General features: G+C 43.1%; 14 protein-coding genes. 5 read left to right on the forward strand and 9 right to left on the reverse strand.

Features of this window, described 5'->3' with window-relative positions; translation table 11 throughout:
* The first annotated feature begins 50 nt into the window (after positions 1-50).
* Positions 51-1,769, forward strand: coding sequence for a DmsC/YnfH family molybdoenzyme membrane anchor subunit (locus tag PQO01_RS04515; protein WP_274312845.1), 1,719 nt, complete (start codon positions 51-53; stop codon positions 1,767-1,769).
* Positions 1,769-3,988 (forward strand): molybdopterin oxidoreductase family protein, encoded by a 2,220-nt coding sequence (locus PQO01_RS04520; RefSeq protein ID WP_274312846.1) that lies wholly within the window; start codon positions 1,769-1,771, stop codon positions 3,986-3,988. The genes PQO01_RS04515 and PQO01_RS04520 overlap by 1 nt, the downstream gene beginning before the upstream one ends.
* Positions 3,989-4,085: 97 nt before the next feature.
* Here the strand turns inward: PQO01_RS04520 and gyrA are convergent, their stop codons facing one another.
* The 4 genes from gyrA to PQO01_RS04540 form a co-directional block, all read right to left on the reverse strand.
* Complete coding sequence (gene gyrA / locus PQO01_RS04525) at positions 4,086-6,695, reverse strand: DNA gyrase subunit A (RefSeq protein WP_274312847.1); 2,610 nt, start codon at positions 6,693-6,695, stop codon at positions 4,086-4,088.
* A gap of 10 nt (positions 6,696-6,705) precedes the next feature.
* Positions 6,706-9,228, reverse strand: coding sequence for a DNA topoisomerase (ATP-hydrolyzing) subunit B (gene gyrB / locus PQO01_RS04530; RefSeq protein ID WP_274312848.1), 2,523 nt, complete (start codon positions 9,226-9,228; stop codon positions 6,706-6,708).
* Between the two features lie 227 nt (positions 9,229-9,455).
* Positions 9,456-10,619, reverse strand: coding sequence for an aldo/keto reductase (locus PQO01_RS04535; protein ID WP_274312849.1), 1,164 nt, complete (start codon positions 10,617-10,619; stop codon positions 9,456-9,458).
* A 66-nt stretch (positions 10,620-10,685) separates the two neighbouring features.
* Positions 10,686-11,276, reverse strand: a complete 591-nt coding sequence (locus PQO01_RS04540) for an alpha-ketoglutarate-dependent dioxygenase AlkB family protein (protein WP_274312850.1) — start codon at positions 11,274-11,276, stop codon at positions 10,686-10,688.
* 117 nt (positions 11,277-11,393) lie between these two features.
* On the opposite strand from PQO01_RS04540, the gene PQO01_RS04545 reads away from it, so the two are divergent.
* Positions 11,394-12,128: an FKBP-type peptidyl-prolyl cis-trans isomerase gene (locus PQO01_RS04545; protein ID WP_274312851.1), complete on the forward strand. Its 735-nt coding sequence runs from the start codon at positions 11,394-11,396 to the stop codon at positions 12,126-12,128.
* Between the two features lie 53 nt (positions 12,129-12,181).
* Here the strand turns inward: PQO01_RS04545 and PQO01_RS04550 are convergent, their stop codons facing one another.
* From PQO01_RS04550 to PQO01_RS04570, 5 genes are all read right to left on the reverse strand, one after another.
* Positions 12,182-13,858, reverse strand: a complete 1,677-nt coding sequence (locus PQO01_RS04550; RefSeq protein WP_274312852.1) for a protein kinase domain-containing protein — start codon at positions 13,856-13,858, stop codon at positions 12,182-12,184.
* A complete protein-coding gene (gene hflX, locus PQO01_RS04555) occupies positions 13,827-15,131 on the reverse strand; it encodes a GTPase HflX (protein ID WP_274312853.1) in 1,305 nt (434 codons plus the stop codon). Before hflX ends, PQO01_RS04550 begins: the two co-directional genes overlap by 32 nt.
* Complete coding sequence (locus PQO01_RS04560) at positions 15,128-15,877, reverse strand: TonB family protein (RefSeq protein WP_274312854.1); 750 nt, start codon at positions 15,875-15,877, stop codon at positions 15,128-15,130. The genes hflX and PQO01_RS04560 overlap by 4 nt, the downstream gene beginning before the upstream one ends.
* Before the next feature lie 138 nt (positions 15,878-16,015).
* Positions 16,016-16,408, reverse strand: coding sequence for an ExbD/TolR family protein (locus tag PQO01_RS04565; protein WP_274312855.1), 393 nt, complete (start codon positions 16,406-16,408; stop codon positions 16,016-16,018).
* 1 nt (position 16,409) lies between these two features.
* Positions 16,410-17,120: a MotA/TolQ/ExbB proton channel family protein gene (locus tag PQO01_RS04570; RefSeq protein WP_274312856.1), complete on the reverse strand. Its 711-nt coding sequence runs from the start codon at positions 17,118-17,120 to the stop codon at positions 16,410-16,412.
* A 242-nt stretch (positions 17,121-17,362) separates the two neighbouring features.
* Here PQO01_RS04570 and PQO01_RS04575 point away from each other — a divergent pair, with 242 nt between their 5' ends.
* The gene (locus PQO01_RS04575; protein ID WP_274312857.1) at positions 17,363-18,154 is read left to right on the forward strand and encodes a hypothetical protein; all 792 of its coding nucleotides are present in this window, start codon (positions 17,363-17,365) and stop codon (positions 18,152-18,154) included.
* 74 nt (positions 18,155-18,228) lie between these two features.
* A complete protein-coding gene (locus tag PQO01_RS04580; protein WP_274312858.1) occupies positions 18,229-19,281 on the forward strand; it encodes a tetratricopeptide repeat protein in 1,053 nt (350 codons plus the stop codon).
* The last annotated feature ends 2 nt before the right edge of the window (positions 19,282-19,283 follow it).

A 19,283-nucleotide genomic window follows, 5' to 3' on the forward strand; every position in this document is an offset into this window, starting at 1 on the left:
GTGTTACTTTCATTCTTGTTTTTATAACTTGTATAAAATTTGGAAAAGTCATGGCCGTACAAGAGAAAGTTTTAGTTGATAAAAAAGAATTAGTTAAATTCATGCTTCAAGAGCAGCAAGAATTAACGGTGGTTTCTGACTTTGCACAGAAACATGAAAATCAAGAAATCCCACTTCAGCAGGAATACTACGAAAGTCTCATACCATTGAGTAAGCCAGGAGAAGGTGAGCAGTATGCTTTTAAAGTTAATTTGGATGCATGTACAGGTTGTAAAGCTTGTGTAACGGCATGTCATAGCCTTAATGGTTTGGATGAAGATGAAACTTGGCGATCTGTCGGTTTATTAAGGGGTGGGAGCACAGAGGAAGCGCAACAACAGCATGTGACAAGTGCCTGCCACCATTGTTTAGAGCCAGCTTGTTCTGAGGGCTGCCCTGTTAATGCCTACGATAAAGATGAAGTTACGGGGATTGTGAAACACTTGGATGACCAATGTATAGGTTGTCAGTACTGTATTTTGAAATGCCCTTATGAGGTTCCTCAGTATAATAAACGTATGGGGATTGTGCGTAAATGTGATATGTGTACAGATCGCTTGGCAGTAGGGGAAGCGCCTGCTTGTGTGCAGGCTTGTCCTACCAAAGCGATTAGTATTCAAGTCGTCAATCAAGAGGAAGTTTTGGCTGGATCGATGGATAGTACGGTTGTTCCTGGTGCGCCAAATTCCGAGTTTACACAACCAACAACAAGGTTCGAGAGTGATAAACCTTTGTCAAAGAATATGTTGGGTAGTGATTATTATTCCATTAAACCACAACACTCGCACCCACCACTCGTGGGGATGTTGGTTCTGACGCAACTTTCTGTCGGCGCATTTTGTGTGGATACCCTATTTAATTTATTGAATGAAAATGCACTCATAAATGAAATGCAGGGCTTTCACTCGATAGTGGCATTAGCTTTGGGGATATTAGCTCTTAAAGTTAGTATTCTTCACTTGGGACGCCCGCAATTTGCTTTCCGTGCCTTTTTGGGTCTCAGGACATCTTGGTTGAGTCGTGAGATACTGGGTTTCAGTGTTTTTGCGGGACTCGCAACCCTGTACGCGGCTTTGTTTTGGCTGCCACAGATTGAAAATATCATTGGAATAGCCTTGCCAGAGTTCTTGAAAGGGGAGAGCTTGCGTTTGCAGTTGAGTTTAGCCGTGGCCGTGAGTGGAATTATCGGTGTTATTTGCTCGGTGATGGTTTATGATGACTGTAAAAAGGAGCTTTGGCGCGGGTCTATTACGGGTCTTAAGTTTTTTGGTTCGAGTATTGTTCTTGGTTTGAGTACGATTGCATTGGCTTCTTTAGTTGGTGTGTACTTTATTAAGCCGGAGTATGCCACAGAAGTTGCCAAAGTTTATAGTGCTAACCTAGCGATTTTGATTATTATTGCGAGCTTCGCAAAAATGGCATGGGAAGGAGCGATTTTCCGTCATTTAAAGTCGAAAACTTACTCAATGGAAAAACGCTCAGCAATGTTGATGACTAACCATTTGTTAACGGCGACGCGTTTACGTTATCTAGCGGGCTTTGTTGGTGGGGTGGTATTGCCTTTGTTTCTTTACAATATGAGCCAAGAGCAATCAATAGAACTGAGACAATTAATGCATATGCTTTGGGTAGCAGGAGGGATTTTTGTTCTGACCCTAGTGGGTGAATTAAGCGAGCGTTTCTTGTTCTTTGCCGCAATTGTCAGTAAGAAAATGCCGGGAGATGTATAATGAGTAGCAATCTTAAAGAAAAAATTAGTCATGTCATTCGTCAATGGGAAGGGCCTTTAACCAAAGAACTCCTGCGTGAGCCTGCAAAGTATGGTCTTGGACAAGTGCCAGAGAAATTGGTGCCAGATTCCACAACAACTTTAGTTTGTGGTTTTTGTTCGACTGGTTGCGGTTTAAATTTACATTTAAAAGATGGTGAAGCAGTTAATTTAACTCCCGATACAAAATATCCTGTTAATTTAGGGATGGCCTGCCCCAAGGGTTGGGAAGCCTTAGCTCCGTTGAATGCCAATGATCGTGCCAAATCTCCCATGATTCGCATAAAGAATGGCAAATTAGTTGATGTGGATTGGGATAGTGCCATGAAGCGCATGGTGAGTGAGTTTAAGCAGGTTCAAAGCAAGTATGGTGATGAATCAGTTGCCTTCATTAGTACGGGGCAAATTGTTTCTGAAGAAATGGCCTTTTTAGGTGCGCTGACAAAGTTTGGCATGAATATGATTCACGGCGATGGAAATACACGCCAATGCATGGCGACTGCCGTTGTGTCCTATAAACAGTCTTTTGGTTTTGATGCTCCTCCATACACCTATAAAGATTTTGAAGAATCGGATGTTATTGTTTTGGTTGGATCTAATTTATGTATCGCACACCCAATCATGTGGGAACGCGTCGCAATGAATAAAAACAATCCTGAGATCGTGGTGATTGATCCTCGTAAAACCGAGACAGCCGTTGCGGGTACACAGCATTACCCCATTGCGCCAAAATCTGACTTGGCTTTCTTTTATGGTCTCGCGAACCTTTTGATTCAACAGGGGCATATCAAGCAAGATTATATTGATAAATACACCAATGGTTTTGATGGCTTTGTGGAACATGTAAAAGCCTACACACCCGAAAAAGTGGAAGAGGCAAGTGGCATAAACCCAGAGCAATTACAAAAGCTAGTCGATACAATTGCAGCAGGGAAATGCGTGTCATTTTGGTGGACAATGGGAGTGAATCAGAGTCATGAAGGTGTGCGAGTTGCGCAATCATTAATTAATATTGCTTTGATGACGGGGAATATTGGTCGTCCGGGAACAGGGGCAAACTCAATAACGGGGCAGTGTAATGCCATGGGTTCACGCCTTTTTAGTAATACAACTAATCTTCTCGGAGGGCATGATTTTGCGAATGAAACACATCGTGAAAAAGTAGCGGATATAACGGGTGTGCCAGCCGAATCTATCCCCACGAAATTAGGCTGGGCCTACGATCAAATTATTGATGGGATTGCCGAGGGTAAAATCAAAGCTCTTTGGGTGATTGCAACGAATTCTGCACATAGTTGGATTAATCAGCAAAGTTTTCGTGATGTAGTGAAGAAATTAGATTTTCTTGTGGTGCAGGATATGTACCACACGACCGAAACTGCGGAGATCGCAGATATGATTTTGCCTGCTGCATCATGGGGTGAAAAAACGGGGACCTTTATCAACTCTGAGCGCCGTTATAGTATGGTGAAAAAGGTTAAAAAAGCTCCGGGGCAAGCTTTGTCAGACTTTAACATATTTAAATTAGTGGCGCATTATTGGGGTTGCGATGAGATGTTTAAAAAATGGACGAACCCTGAGGCTGTTTTTCAAATGCTTAAGCAATGTACGAAAGATCAGCCCTGTGATATTACAGGTATCAAAGATTATCAAATGATTGATAGTTCTGGTGGTATTCAGTGGCCCTTGCCTGAAGGCGAAGATTTAGTAGAGCATGAACGACGCTTGTTTGCCGACGGAAAGTTTCACCATCCCGATGGCAAAGCTAAATTTCTTTATGAAGAACCCCGTAAACCCTTAGAGGTTCCTTGCCAAGAATACCCCACCTGGTTATTGACTGGTCGTGGGACTTCATCGCAATGGCATACTCAGACTCGAACGAAAAAATCTAGTGTTCTAACTAAGCTTTACCCAAAAGATATTTATGTAGAAATTAATGCTAAGGAAGCTCGTAAACTTAAGATCGAACCCTCCGAATGGGTGTGGGTAAAATCGCGCCGCGGTAAGTTGAAGGCTCGTGCTTGTCCAACTTATCACGTTCAAGAAGGCCAGGTCTTTATCTCCATGCATAACCCCGAATGCAATTATCTAACCTTTCCAGCTTTTGATCCCTATTCGCGTCAGCCATCTTACAAAGCTTGCGCGGTCAAAGTATCCAAGATGGAGTACTGGGAAAAGTAATTTAAAATGGCTTTTCAATAAGTATAAAAAAAGGCGCTCGATGTGAGCGCCTTTTTTAGTGTTTGCGCCCACCGAAGTGGGCGCGATGTCTGAAGATTTAGTCTTCGGAATCTTCTTTAGGTTCTTCGGAGCTTGCTTCGCTTGGCTCTTCGGATTCTGTTGAATTTTCAGCAGTTTCTTCTTTGACGATAGGATTACCATCTTCATCGAGTTCAACTGGGGCTACGATGGGGTTGCCATCTTCGTCCAATTCTTCTTCTTTCTTGTCGCCTTCGACTTCGACAACGCGAGAGGCAGAGATGATGAGGTCAGAAGATTTTTTGAACTTCATGATAGTCACGCCCTGAGAAGCACGTCCGAGTGAACGGATGGGTTCAGCAGAGATGCGAACCATGAGGCCTTCCATAGTGGTCATGATGATTTCGTCAGTATCTTCGATCATCATCACTTCAACGACATAGTCATCTTCTTTGAGTTTGATGTTACGTACACCTTTGGCACCACGTTTAGTGAGGCGGTAGTCATCGACACAAGAGCGTTTACCCATACCTTTCGCAGTGACAACGAGGATGTCTTCACTTTCTTCAACAATTGACATCGCAACAACTTTATCTGATTCTGAAAGGCGGATACCACGGCAACCACGAGTTACGCGACCTTGGGTTCTACAATCAGATTCTTTGAAGTGACAAGCAATACCTTCACGTGTTGAAAGGATGATCTTTTTGTTGCCATCAGTAAGTTTGGCTTCAATGAGGTCATCGTCTTCGTCGAGTACGATTGCTTTAATTGGTTTTTTACGCATGTTTTTGAAGGCAGCGAGTGCAGTCTTCTTAACAACACCATTGCGAGTCGACATCATGATGAAGCGATCTTCGTCATCGACTTTGTCGACAGAGATCATAGCGCGGACATATTCACCTTTCTCAAACTCGAGGAGGTTAACCATGGCTTTACCTTTTGAAGTACGTTGCGCTTCTGGGATATCATAGACTTTGAGCCAGTGCATGCGACCAAGGTTTGTAAAGAACATGATGTAGTCGTGTGTGCAAGCCGTAGTGAGTTGCTTCACGAAATCATCGTCCTTAGTTTCCATGCCTTTGACACCTTTGCCACCGCGGTTTTGAGTACGGTAGATCTCCGTTGGTACACGTTTGATGTAGCCTTCGTTGGAGATTGTGATCGTTGCAGAAGCACGAGCAATAAGGTCTTCGTAGTTAATGTCGCGTTCACCTGGGCGCATTTCTGTACGACGCTCGTCGGCAAATTTGTCACGAACTTCAATGAGCTCTTCTTTCACTACGTCGAGACGCATTTGGCGATTTGCCAAGAGTTCGCGATAGTGAGCAATGCGTTTCATGAGTTCTTCGTATTCAGCAGTTAGTTCGTCGATTGCTAGGCCAGTGAGCTGGCTAAGGCGCATGTCGAGAATGGCTTTTGCTTGTTCGTTAGAGAGTTCGAAGCGTTCTTTGAGTTGGTTATGTGCATCTTCGCGATTAGCAGAGCCACGGATGATTTTGATGACTTCATCAATGTGATCAACGGCTTTGAGTAAACCTTCGAGGATGTGTGCACGGCGTTCAGCTTTTTCGAGTTCAAACTTGATGCGTCGCGTAATGACATCGAGACGGTGGTCAAGGTAAGCTTGAAGAAGTTGTTTGAGGTTGAGTGTCTTTGGCTGTTTGTTATCAACAACTAAGAATTGGCAACCAATTGAAACTGCGAGCTGTGTGTGTTTGTAGAGCTGGTTGAGCACCACTGTTGCCATGGCGTTACTTTTGACGCCGACAACAACACGAATACCGACGCGAGAAGATGATTCATCGTTAAGTGAGGAGATGCCAGTGATAACTTTGTTATTCACTAGGTCAGCAATCTTCTTAACCATATTCTCTTTATTAACTGCGTAAGGGATTTCGGTAATGACGATTTGCTCACGACCGTTCTTTTCGATGATTTCAGCACGACCACGAAGGTGAACACCGCCACGACCAGTTTCATAAAGGCGACGGATGCCGTCGAAACCAATTGAAATACCAGCAGTTGGGAAGTCAGGACCAGGAAGGTGCTGCATCATTTCTTCGATAGTGATCGAAGGTTGCTCGAGTAGGGCTACAGTAGCATTGATGACTTCAGCTAAGTTGTGTGGCGGGATACTAGTCGCCATACCAACACCAATACCTGTTGTACCGTTAACCAAGAGGTTGGGGTAACGAGCAGGAAGTACTGTAGGTTCGTTTTGGCTACCATCGAAAGTAGGTTGCATGTCGACAGTGTTTTTGTCGAGGTCAGTGAGGAGTTCCTCAGCTAAGCGTTCCATACGACATTCAGTATAACGATAGGCGGCGGCAGAGTCACCGTCAATTGAACCGAAGTTACCTTGACCATCGATAAGAACACCGCGCATAGAGAAGTCCTGTGCCATACGAACCATCGTGTCGTATACAGAGCCGTCACCATGTGGGTGGTATTTACCAATAACATCACCAACCACACGAGCACACTTCATGTAAGAGCTGCCCTTTCTGAGGTTGAGTTTGTCCATCGCAAAAAGGACACGGCGCATGCCTGGTTTAAGGCCATCGCGTACGTCTGGGATAGCACGACCAACGTTAACTGACATGGAGTATTGGAGGTAGGCATCCTTGAGGAGGTCTTCAATACCGCTGGGCGTTACTGTGGAGAAATCTTGTTGATTATCGCTCATGGTTTATTCCTTATACATCCAATTCTTTAAGAGTAGTTGAGTACTTCTCGATGAAGTGACGACGGGGTTCAACAATATCGCCCATGAGAAGTGAGAACATGCGTTCTGCTTCGACAGCATCATCCATAGTAACTTGAAGAAGGTCGCGACGCGTTGGGTCCATAGTTGTTTCCCAGAGCTGGTCAGCGTTCATCTCACCAAGACCTTTATAGCGTTGGAGCTTGAGGCCTTGAGAACCTTCGTCTTTAATCGCTTCAAAGAGTTGGATTAGAGTGAAGATTGGCGTGTCGTTATTGCCATCAGTTAAGTTAAAGATCGGATCGGCAAGAGCGTCTTCAGGCTCGAGGAAATGTTTGAGGTTTAGCTTGAGTGTATCAAGTTTCTCGCGGATTTCTTCGATGAGAGTTTTCTCGTGAAGTTCATTGATCTCGATAGATGGGTGAAGTCCAATTTCTTCGGCTGGGGCTTCGTCTTCAACGAGTTCGCCTTCGAGTATTTCACCATCTTCAAGCGCTACGGACTCAGCATCAGTGTCTACAAAAGTAGCAACTGGTTTGAGGCGCTCAGTAGCATCCTCAATGACTTTGGTGAGTTCTTCTTGGCTTTTCGGGAAGTAGATAGAGTAAGTACCATCATCTTCACGAACACCAACGCGGGCGATTGGCAGTGAGCCATCTTCGCCAACGTGCTGAAGGTAAGTCTCTAGAGTCACACCATGATTTTCTAAGCCTTTACCAACCGCAAGTGTGCGCTTGATAATGGCGAGAACATCATTCGTTTCACGTGGAGAGAGAGTGTTTCCTGCAATTTTACTTTCTAGAGTGACTCCGTCGACACCAAGTTCGAGTAGGAAGTTATTGAGCATGGCATCATTTTTGATGTATTCTTCACGCTTACGGCGCACAACTTTATAAAGAGGGGGCTGAGCAACGTAAATGTAACCTGCTTCGATGAGAGGCTTCATTTGACGGAAGAAGAATGTGAGGAGGAGGGTCATAATGTGTGAACCGTCCACGTCGGCATCCGTCATGATAACGATTTTTTTGTAGCGAATTTTAGCAATGTCAAATTCTTGGCCGACACCACAACCAATTGCACTAATGAGTGAACCAATTTCCGTGTTGGCAAAAACTTTATCAATACGTGCTTTTTCAACATTGATAAGCTTACCACGAAGTGGGAGGATCGCTTGAACTTCTGAGTTACGTCCTTGCTTAGCTGAACCACCCGCAGAGTCACCTTCCACAATGAAGATTTCGCATTCATCTGGATCTTTACTGGAGCAACCAGAGAGTTTACCTGCATCGGCGAAGCCCTCGAGAGTGTTAGTTTTGCGAACCATTTGGCGAGCTTTTAGGGCAGCTGCTTGAGCACGGTTGGCCATAAGAGCTTTTTCACAAATGAGCTTCGCTGATTTTGGATTTTCTTCCATGAACTCGCCAAAGCAAGTGTTTACAATGGATTGAACTATGCCGCGAACTTCGCTATTGCCGAGTTTCGTTTTAGTCTGGCCTTCGAATTGAGGCTCGGGAACTTTAACCGAGATAATCGCAGTTAAACCTTCACGAACATCATTACCGGTAACGTTTTTCTCGTTTTTAAATTTAGCTTCGTTTTTCATGTAGGCGTTAACTGTTGTAGTCAAAGCCGCTTGGAAACCAGTTAAGTGAGTTCCGCCTTCAATAGTATTAATATTGTTGGTGTAGGAATAAATGTTTTCCTGGAAACCATCGTGGTACTGGAGTGAAACGTCAGCCGTGACACCATCTTTTTCAGTTGAGAAAGTAACGACATCAGTAACAATTGTTTTGCCTTCGTTTAAGTGCTTGACGAATTCGCCAATACCACCAGGGAAAAAGAAAGTTTCGTGACGTTCGCCATCTTCAGCACGTTCATCAATGAAATTGATGGTTACGCCTGGGTTGAGGAAAGCTAATTCACGAAGTCGCTTGGCTAGGATGTCCCATTTATAGATGCGAGTTTCGGTGAAGATCTCATGGTCTGGTTTGAAGATAACTTCAGTACCATTGATGCTTGATGAGCCGAGAGTTTTTAGCTGAGTTTCAGTCTTACCGCGCTCAAAGCGAATGAAATGAACTTTGCCTTCGCGGTGAACTTTAACTTCCATCCATTCTGAAAGTGCGTTTACACAAGAAACACCAACACCGTGAAGACCACCAGAAACCTTGTAGGAATCTTTGTCAAATTTACCGCCGGCGTGAAGTTTGGTCAATACGAGCTCAACAGCAGGGATACCTTCTTCTTCGTGAACTTTAACTGGGATACCACGACCGTTATCAATAACAGTGACACTGTTGTCGATGTGTAGTTTTACTGTGATGTCGCTACAGTGGCCAGCTAAAGCTTCGTCAATACTGTTGTCCACAACCTCATAGACAAGGTGGTGTAGTCCGCGTTCGTAGGTGTCGCCAATGTACATACCTGGGCGTTTACGAACAGCTTCTAAGCCCTTCATTACCGAGATACTATCAGCGCCGTATTCACCTGCTTGGTTTTCTTGCTCTTCAGACATATATGGGTCTCTTTTTTATTAATACAAAAATGATTAGTGTAGAATGTAAAAAGACTTTACTTTAAAATGACTGTTTTTCTATTGGTATAAGGGTAAGCTTAAGGCTTAAGTAGTGATTAATTGCATAAAAATGGCCTAAAAATCAATTTTATGCCATTTTTACAAAAAATAGGGCTTTGGTAGTTTATGCCCTTTTTGGGCGGTTTAAGGCAAAAGTGCTATTCGCATTAGTTTTTTGGCTCGAATAAGTCGTGTGCAATTTTCAAGGCTTCGAGGACGTGTTCAGGGTTATGATGGTTTTGGAGTGCAGTGAGCAGTTCCTGTTCAGGTATGTTGTTAGCTTTTTCTCCAGGGAACCAATGATCTTTTTGCCCTAGTAAAGCATAGCGCATTATACCATAGGCATTCATATCCAAAGCCGTTGCTAGGTTGTAGAAGCGAAGAATGTCATAGGTGTTGATTTGCCCTGGCGTTTGAAGTGTTTCTGGGAGTTCTTTATCCCAATTATCTGACCATTTTTTTCCGAGTTTTTCGTCTATCTTCTTAGAGATTTTCTGTGCTATATTATTGACTGTTTGACGATCTTCTAGATGAGGAATGATCTTTAAATGTTCATCAAAATCTGACGGGCGGGCTGCGCCTAAGCTGATGGTGTGGACTAAAGGGTTCTGTAAGCAGAATAAATCATTGAACATCATGGGGGAGAACGGTTGGCAGAGTTCGCTGAGGAGAGGGGGTGGCTCATAGAGTTTTCCACCTTTGTCGCTCGGGCTGATTATAAAAACCCCCATGTCGTGCTTTTTTGCTGCTTCAATAGCGGGGTGGTTTTTTTGCATGAAGTAATACCAATGAAGGTTTACATAATCAAACTCGCCAGATTCTATTGCTTCAATAATGATGTCGGTGGAGCCGTGTGTAGAAAAGCCGATGTGTTTAACTCGCCCTTGTTTTTTCCATTCTTTGGCGCGCTCTAGGCAACCCCCTTTACGTAGAGTCCAATCAAGGCGCTCACGATTATTGATGCCGTGAACTCCCATGAGGTCGAGATGCTCAACTTGCAGGCATGACATGCTATCTTCAAAGTCGCGTTGAAAGTCTTCTACATCGGCATGTGGTTGGATTTTGCTCTGCAGGATATATGAATCACGCTCTAATTTAGGCAAGAGTTTGCCAATCTGGTATTCGCTAGTGCCGTATCCATGTGCAGTTTCAATGTGATTGATGCCAAGTTCTAGGCTTCTCATCAGAGTGGCTTCGAGATTTTTTTGATTGTCCTTTTCAACTTTACCAGTTTCATCTCTCACCCAGCTTTGCTGGTAGCGCATGCCACCACAGGAAAAAATGGGAATTTGAATTTCGGTTCGGCCAAAACGTCGAGTCGGTACTTGCATGTGTGTCTCCTAAATTAATTGCCTTAAAATAAAGAGGTGTTGGATAAATGAAAGGACTTGAGAAATTTATTGTGGGTGGGTTAGTCGGAAAGTTAAGCTTATGCGAGGAGCGCAAGGCTTTTTTGTTTTTCGAAGGCAGTGTTGGGTAGTGTGTTGCAGAGGAGCTCGCATAATGAACAGAGATCCATTTTCTAAATCGAAATCAAGTTTGTTCTTGTGGTCTTGCTTATCTCTTATGGAAAAGCGGCGAACCTGCCCAAAACTCAACATGGCAATGAGAGGCTTGTTACCAAGTTCTTTTTCATTGTCAGCGTGCCAGCCGTTAGAGTCGCTACCATCACGGTAGTAATTGGCTAGCATAGAATTGAATTTCCAGTTACTGGCTTTTTCACACTTCATTTTTAGATTTAATAAGCTTTCGGTCCATGGATTAATTTTTAAATTGATTCCCGAGTATTTATAAGAGATTTCTGGGTCGGCAATCCAGGAATGTAGCCTAGGGATCATGTGCTCCTTGCCCATAATACGGATTTGATCACTCTGCCAATTGATTTGATGTTTTAGGTCGTTAAACAAGGCGTTTGCTTGGGATGGAGAGAGGAAATGAGGGTGATAAATGATTTCGCCACTGCAGAATTTGAATGATTGAGGACTCATAAGCTGGCCGTATCCCTTAAGTTTGGATAAAAAATTGATATTAGAGCTATTTTAAACATGTTTAGCAATTAGCTTCAATGATTCTCTTTTTAACATAAATAAACACTAGGAAAAAATATGAACAGCAAGTTCTTTTTTACAACTGCGGCGTTTAGTTTGATGGCGATTAGCTCAGCTTTTGCTCAAGAGCCCGCGAAAGCAGCTACACCAGCCGCTCCTGCAAAGCCAGCAATGACTTTTGAACAAGCAAGTAAAGTTATCAGTTATAATGAAGGTGTTAACTTAGGTCAAAGACTTTCTGAAGCCAAAGAAATGGATTCTGCAGAATTTCTAAAAGGTATTCAGGCAGGTGTTGAAGGTAAGAAAAATACTCTTCATTCACAGCCAGAAATCATGGAAGCTATGAATGTTATGCGTACTGAGATGCAAAAGCGTCAGGCTGCTGAGGCCGCAAAGTTTGCAGAAGAGCAAAAAACTCTTTCAGTAAGTGCCAAGAAAGAAGCTTTTGGTGATAAAGAAGTTACTAAAACTGCATCTGGTTTAGAGTATGTGGTTATGACTGAAGGTGCTGGAGAAAGCCCCAAAGCAAGTGATAAAGTTTCAGTTCATTACACAGGTAAATTGTTAAATGGCACTGTTTTTGATAGTTCAGTTCAACGTGGCGAGCCAATTGAGTTCCCACTTAATGGCGTAATTCCTGGTTGGACAGAAGGTGTACAGCTAATGAAGCCAGGTGCAAAGTATGTTTTCTACATTCCTTCAAATCTAGCTTATGGTCCAAATGGACAAGGTCCAATTCCTGCGAATGCTGACCTAATCTTTGAAGTTGAGTTACTTAAAGTAGTTAAGTAAGTCGGTTTATTTAGATTTTGCGAGCCTCCCAATTTGGGAGGCTTTTTTTATGCTTAAATACTATTGAGAGCTCGGTAAACTTCGGTAAATTTTCTAATTTTAGAGACGGGGATATCTTGGCCGATTGTGCTGGTGTCTTTCATTTTTGACCCTTCCATTTCGATGAACTTAAGTAAAGACTTAAGTTCATTGAGGTCTCCTGGTGTGATTATTCCAACGGTGTTGACTTCTAGGATTTGTTTTTGAATGAGAGTGTTGACTGCTCCTTCGGTTCGTTCAGAAGGTAGGCCTAAGTTATCAGCGATTTGCTTAGCCAATTGTTCGCGACTATAGCCTGGGAGTTCGTTGTTCTCGGAAATGGCTTGGTAATGAATTTCCATGAAAATATAATATGCTTGAGTTACGACAGGTAGGGCACAACTGGCACTAATGAAAGGGTGGACATCACTATTAGTGTTCTGAAGTTTAAAAGCTAAGGATGAAAGGGTTTTTTCTAGCCATGGTGGCATTTTATTTAATTCGTCTAACATCATTTGTCTCGTGATGACTAAGACAGATGTTTCTTCCATGGCGACGGCATTAGCAGAGCGTTTTTTTCCAGTGAGGAGGGATAATTCACCGATGATGGAGCCTTTTTCACAGACATCGAGGACGTTGTATTTATCGTTATCGTCATGATAGACTTCCACACGTCCTGAAACGACAACATAGGCTTCAGTCCCAGTGCTATCTTTGTGGATGAGTTTTTCACCTCTTTTATAGTGTTTTAAACTGCTCGCGTGTTTGCCGCTGAGGTAGTAATCGATTGAACGTGAAATTTGTTCAACAGATTGAAAACGATCATTTTTGTTTTTAGACATAGCCTGAGTGATGATGTCAGTGACTTGCAAAGGAAGGTTATCACAGCCAGGTTGTTCCAAGGGGTGGAGGTATTTCGCGTTTTCAGCGTGATTGAGTAATTTCGCAACTTCTGTGTAGTTATAGGGGGCCTCTAAAGTCAATAAGTGGTAGAGGGTGGCGCCTAATAAAAAAATGTCAGTGAGGCGATCAATTTCGCGGATGTTACCAAAGGCCTGCTCTGGTGACAAGTAAGCTAAACTTCCTTTTATGATGCCGTCGTGAGTTAGGAAGGAATCTTCAAAGCCATTGTTGTCATATGGATTTGTTTTTTCATCTTCATCATTAATGTGTTTGGCTAATCCCCAGTCAACAAGTAGTACCTCACCATAGGGGCCGAGCATGATATTGGCGGGTTTGATGTCGCGATGGATAATGCCTCGGGAGTGAGAGTAGGCTAAAGCATCGCAAACTTTGCGGAAAACATTGAGGCGCGTAAAGAGGTTGTACTTTTTTTCGTAAATGGGGTCTTTGTCTTTGAGTTTATTGATGACTTCGAGAAGTGATTCACCTTCAATTAACTTCATGGTGTAAAAAGGAGCGTTGGTATCTGGAGAAGTACCTACGTCATGAACTGGGATAATGTTTGGGTGCTGGAGTTGGGCGGTGAAGCGTGCTTCCTTTAAAAAAGACTCAACGGTTGAGGGACTCTTAGCGTGCTTAGGGGCAAGTGTTTTCATCGCTAGAATACGGTTGAGTTGGGTGTCTTCAACGGCATCCACTGTGCCCATGCCGCCTTTGCCTAGGTCAGATTTTACTTGATAGCGATTGTTTACGTCGGCTTGAATGTCTTTGAGGATATCAACAGCGGTGCGTGTTCGGGATGGTGGCATTTACAGTGTAATCCTTCAGTTCGTTTTTTAAATCATTTGGAGCCGTACAGTTTACGTAGATAAAGTTGTCTTCATACTTTTCTTGGTGAACTTTACATTGGCGATGAATTAAGGCCATTATATCAAAGCGATCAAAAGGAATGTGGAGTTCGACATCGAATAATTTATGTTCAATGAGCTCGCACATACGTTCTTGCAGTAGTTCAATTCCTTGGCCAGATTTCACTGACATAAAAATACAGTCTGGATAAGCGCTTCGCAAGGAGGCGAGGCTACTTGTATGCTCAACTTGGTCGATTTTATTAAAAGCAATGATGGTTTTTTTTGTATCGGCTTCCAATTCGTTCAAAACTTTGAAGGTTGTGTCCATTTGTTGAAGGGCATCGGGGTCAGAAGCATCAACAACATGGATGAGGAAGTCTGCTACAATAGTTTCCTCCAGGGTAGCTTTAAAGGCTTCTACTAGATCGTGGGGGAGTTTGCGAATAAAGCCTACAGTGTCTGTTAAAAGAATCTCTTGATTATTGTCTAAGAGGATTCGTCGTGTGGTAGGATCTAAGGTGGCGAATAGTTTATCGTCTGCTAGAATGCCTGCATTGGTAAGGCGGTTGAGTAATGATGACTTGCCAGCATTGGTGTAGCCTACAATAGCAGCATTTGGAACGGGTTTTTTACGTCTCTGTTTTCTTTGAGTCGCTCGTTGAGAGCGGACTTTTTTCAATTCTTTTTGGAGTTGGCTGATTCTGGCGCGAACCATGCGTCGGTCTAATTCAATTTGGCGCTCACCTTCACCCTTCATGTTGGCCCCACCTCGTTGACGAGATAGGTGAGTCCAAGCACGAGTTAGGCGAGGGAGGTCGTATTCAGCTCGAGCTAAATCAATTTGTAGGCGTGCTTCTCGTGTTGTCGCCCTTTGCGAGAAAATTTCTAAAATCACTTCCCTACGGTCAATGACTGCAAGGCATGATTCACGTTCCATGTTTCTCTGTTGTGAGGGACTTATGTCTGCATCAAAAACTATTATTCCAGCTTCTGCTTCCATAACATCGTGAAAAAGTTCTTCAGCCTTACCACTTGTCAAAAGGAAGCGTGCACTAGGTTTTTGGTTGCGGATAGCTTTCTTGCCCGCAACGTCAACACCCATAGTGTGCATCAGTTCTTCAAGTTCATCTAAGAGTTGAATGCATTCTTCGTGTTCATCAGCTTTTTTATATACGCCAACGAGAAAAGCGGTGTTATTTTTGTCGAGTTTTTTTTCGTCACTTATGCTCATATTCTGCGACCTAAAGTAAAAGTTTCGGTGATTTGTTTAGAATCCATGCCTTTGGGGAAAGCGGGTAATTTTGTTAAGCCGGCTAGGAAGGTTTTTGCGGCGCGATTTAGTGCGGCGCTTTTGGCGAGTTTAATAATTTTTTTACTAATGATTCTCCCGCTCCGGTCAATGGTGACCTGAACAGTGACGCGGTCTGATGTGCTAATGGCGCTGTCTAGGTATACGCGATCCCATTGTTGGACGAGACCTGCACTGAGGAGTGATTTATATTGTGTGTTAAGTTTAGATTGTTTAGCGGCGTTAGCTTTTGCAGCGGCCTTTTTTGCCGCTGCGGCACGTTCGCGTGCTCTGCGATCAGCAGCCTCTTTTTGTTTTTTCTCTTCAGCTCTTTTATCTGCCTCCCGTTTGGCTTTAGCTTTGCGTTCACGTTCTTTTTTTGCAGCGGCGTCTTTTTGTTTTTTCTCTGCAGCTTTTTTATCGGCTTCTCGCTTGGCGCGCTCTTTGCGTTCACGTTCTTTTTTTGCATCAGCTAATCTTTTAGCTTCAATAGCTTTATTGGCGTTTTTTATGGCCTCTTTTTTTATTTGCTCTGCACGATCGTTTACTTGTGTGTCAGGTTTGAATCTTTCTACTTTTTCCTCTTTGGGTGTTTCCGGCGCTTTCGTTTCGATAGGGTTGCTATGAGGAGTGGGTGTCGGTGGTTCAGGAGAGGGGCTTAGTTGACTGAGGTCAACACTGACGCTCATAGATGTTTCTTTCACCTGTTCTTTTTTCTTTTTTAAAAAAGGTAAGATGAAAAGTGAAATGAGGACGATTCCATGGAGAGCGACTGAAAATAGGAGTAGTGATTTTCGTCTTTTTTTCTTGCCTTCAGTCATGATTGTTTAATTCTCACTAGAAGTGCCTAAGGAGACGTCGCTGATACCAGCTTTTTTAATAGATCTTAATACAGAGATGACTTCGCCGTAGGGACGGCCTTCATCTGCTTTTACAGTAAAAACTTTATTAGTGGTATCCATCGCTGAAATATAGGATTCCAATTCATCGATAGTAAGTTTAATACCCTCAATAATGACTTCGCCGTCTGCGTTGTACCAAACGGTAGTTTCCAGCTCCGGTTGGGGAGGGGCTTGATCACTCATTTGTGGTAGCTTGATACGGTTTTCCATGGCGGGCATAGTGACCATGAAGGTGATCAATAGAATAAAGGTAATGTCAACTAAGGGAGTGACATCAATGTTTGATAGGACGGCATTTTCACGGTGACGTCGAGCCATTTTATTTTTTCACTCTATGTAATGTAAGGTTTCCGATGTAAAAATCGGTGAAATTATCCATGTGTGAAATGAGTGTGCGGATCTTGGCTGTAAGTAGATTGTAGCCGACGACTGAGGGTATGGCAACTAAGAGTCCTGCAACAGTAGTAAGAAGTGCACCAGCAATGCCAGGGGCAATGGCGGCAATATTTGCTGAACCATGTTCGGCCATTCCGCCAAAAGAAGTCATGACACCATAAACTGTGCCTAAAAGACCACAGAAGGGGCTCACAGATACAATTGTAGAGAGGGAGCTCATTTTTCCTTCGTATCTCAAGATCTCATCATTGACAGACTGTTCCATGGATTTGCGAACGGATTCAATTTCAATCGACGAAATCTGACGAGGCAATAAGTTGTCATGAGCAAATGAGAGGAGCTCATGTTCATTAGTATGAAGTAGAGAGATCAATTGATGATTTGCAGAGCTATAAATTTTTCCGATGGGGTGATCTGCATCAAATTCCTGTGTACATTTTAAAAGGCAAGAGCCACGATCTTGGAGTTGAGATTTAAGTTGAAAGGCATTTTTCAAAGCCGTTTTGACTTCAATCCACTTCTCAAGCATTAAAAACCACGAGACAATAGAGACGAAAAAGAGAAGTAGCACAATGAAACGTCCAAAATTATCGGACATCAAGAAGTAGTAATAAGGTGAGCTTTCGTCAAACATAAAGATAACTTTCGATTTTAAGGATTTGTTAAGATAAATGGTGCTTAATTATCTGATATTAAGTCTTTGGGCATTAAAATCAAGAGATTTATTGCCATAATTTATTGATCTAAGATCAAAAAAGGCTTTACGGTAGTTGAATTACATTTGCAGATATGGTAATATTATCAGCAGTTCGAGCTCATGCTCCAAAGTGGAGGTGGGTTCAAAAATTTTTGTCAAAAAAAAATGTGAGATGAAATATGAGTGACAATATACCAAGACCACCACGCCCACCACGTCCAGGAGCTTCAACAGCGGCAGCTCCAGCCCCAAGAAGCGGCATTCGCCCTGGTGGAGATAGTGCAAACGATTTTGGTGACACACGTACAGTTATCCTATCGCGTAAAAGCATGAGTATGATGCAAACGAAGAAAGGTGATGAGAGTAAGGCTCCATCACAGCCTGCGACGCCTCCTGCAATGCAAAAAGCTCGAGTTGAGAATGGTACAGTATATTGTGTGAGTTGCTCGGCAAGTTTCCCTATTGTTTCTGATGAGTTTTATGGCGCTGTTGTAGAATGTCCAGATTGTGCAGCGGAATTTGTTATTCCCACAAAAGCGGAACTCACTTCACCGGCAGCTGCTCCAGCACCGGCACCTGCACGAGCTGCTGCTCCAGCACCAGCTCCCGTGGCAGAAGCTCCTAAGAAAGCGGCTAAGAAACGTAAGCCAGTCAGGAATGTCCCTAAATATATCGAAAGTGAAGTGAAGGACTCAGAAGAAGTCGTCTTTTGTGAGATCAAAGATATGGGTAGCGGTAGTCAAGCAGGTATCGTTGGTGGTATCGTTGCAATGGCTGGTGGTATCGGCGGTGCAGTCATGGGTGGCGGCATCGGGATTGGCGTCGCTGGTGGTGTCGGAGTACTTGGTATCATTCTAGGTATTGTGCTTGGTAAAAAAGCCGGCGGTAAAGTTGCTGCAGCTATTACTGATGAAAGAATTGTTGTGAAACCCGAGTCAGGAGACTGGGTAGTACAAAGTGAGCTCGAGTAGCCTTAAATAAAATAAATTTTGGTTAACCGCAATTCAAGATTGAGTTGCGGTTTTCCTGTTTTTTAGGATAAAACATGAATAAAAAGATATTGGTATTTTTAATCTTCTTGCTTAGTGGCTCTGTATGTGCGCAAGGTTTTGATAATGAGTCGCTTAAAAGAAATGCCGAGAAAGGTGATGAGTTTTCACAATTTTTACTTGGCTTACTGTATAAAAATGGCCAAGGTGTTAAGCAAAGTTTTTTACAGGCAGCAGAGCAGTTTATGTCTGCGGCTAGCCAAGGTAATGGAGCTGCCTGTCATGAGTTAGGGAAATTTTATGAAGAAGGCTTTGCTTATCGTCAATCTTATGAAAAAGCAGCTGAATGGTATCGACGTGGAATTGTTTTTGGCGAGAAGCGTTGCGTTTACTCCTTGGCGAAGCTCTTGGTTGAGTCGCGAGTCAAGAAACATGAAGGGGAAGACGCAGGCAAAATGTTTGAGGAGGCTTGGACATATTTTGAGTCAAAGGCAAAAAATGATGAAGTTGAAGCTAATTATTACTTAGGTAAAATGAGTTTCAGTGGCTGGGGAACAATGCGTAGTCCGCATAAGTCCCTAGAGTATTTTAAGAAAGGTGCAGATGCTTATGATGGCGCGTGTTTATATGAGTACGCACGTTTCTTTCTAAAGGGTATTATTGTTGAGGCAAGTGCAAAGCAAGGGATCGGTTATTTAGAATCAGCGGAAGAAAATTACTCTGTTGATGCAATTAGAATGAAATTGCGATTAGCGCAAGTTGGAGATAAACACCTTTTTCTTTTGCCAAGTAGAGATCAGCAACTCTTAATAGAAAAGCAATTAGCTGACCGTGGAGTTTCCGAGTTTCAATTTACTTATAGTATGCGCTTAAAAAAGTATAATATGAAAGATTTTCGTCTATCGGGGCTTTCCTACCTGAAAGAAGCCGCGGATCAGCAATGGGCACCAGCTGAATATGAGCTTGGCCAGATATTGCTTTTCGGGAAATATGCGGTGAAGCAAGATGTGATAAATGGTCAGCGCTACATAGAATCGGCTGCAGCAGCAGGCCACGCAAAGTCTAAGCGACTTTTACATGACTTGCGAGAGCATTCGGGTAAGAAATAAGT

Source organism: Lentisphaera marina, from assembly GCF_028745505.1.
GTDB classification, from domain to species: Bacteria; Verrucomicrobiota; Lentisphaeria; order Lentisphaerales; family Lentisphaeraceae; genus Lentisphaera; species Lentisphaera marina.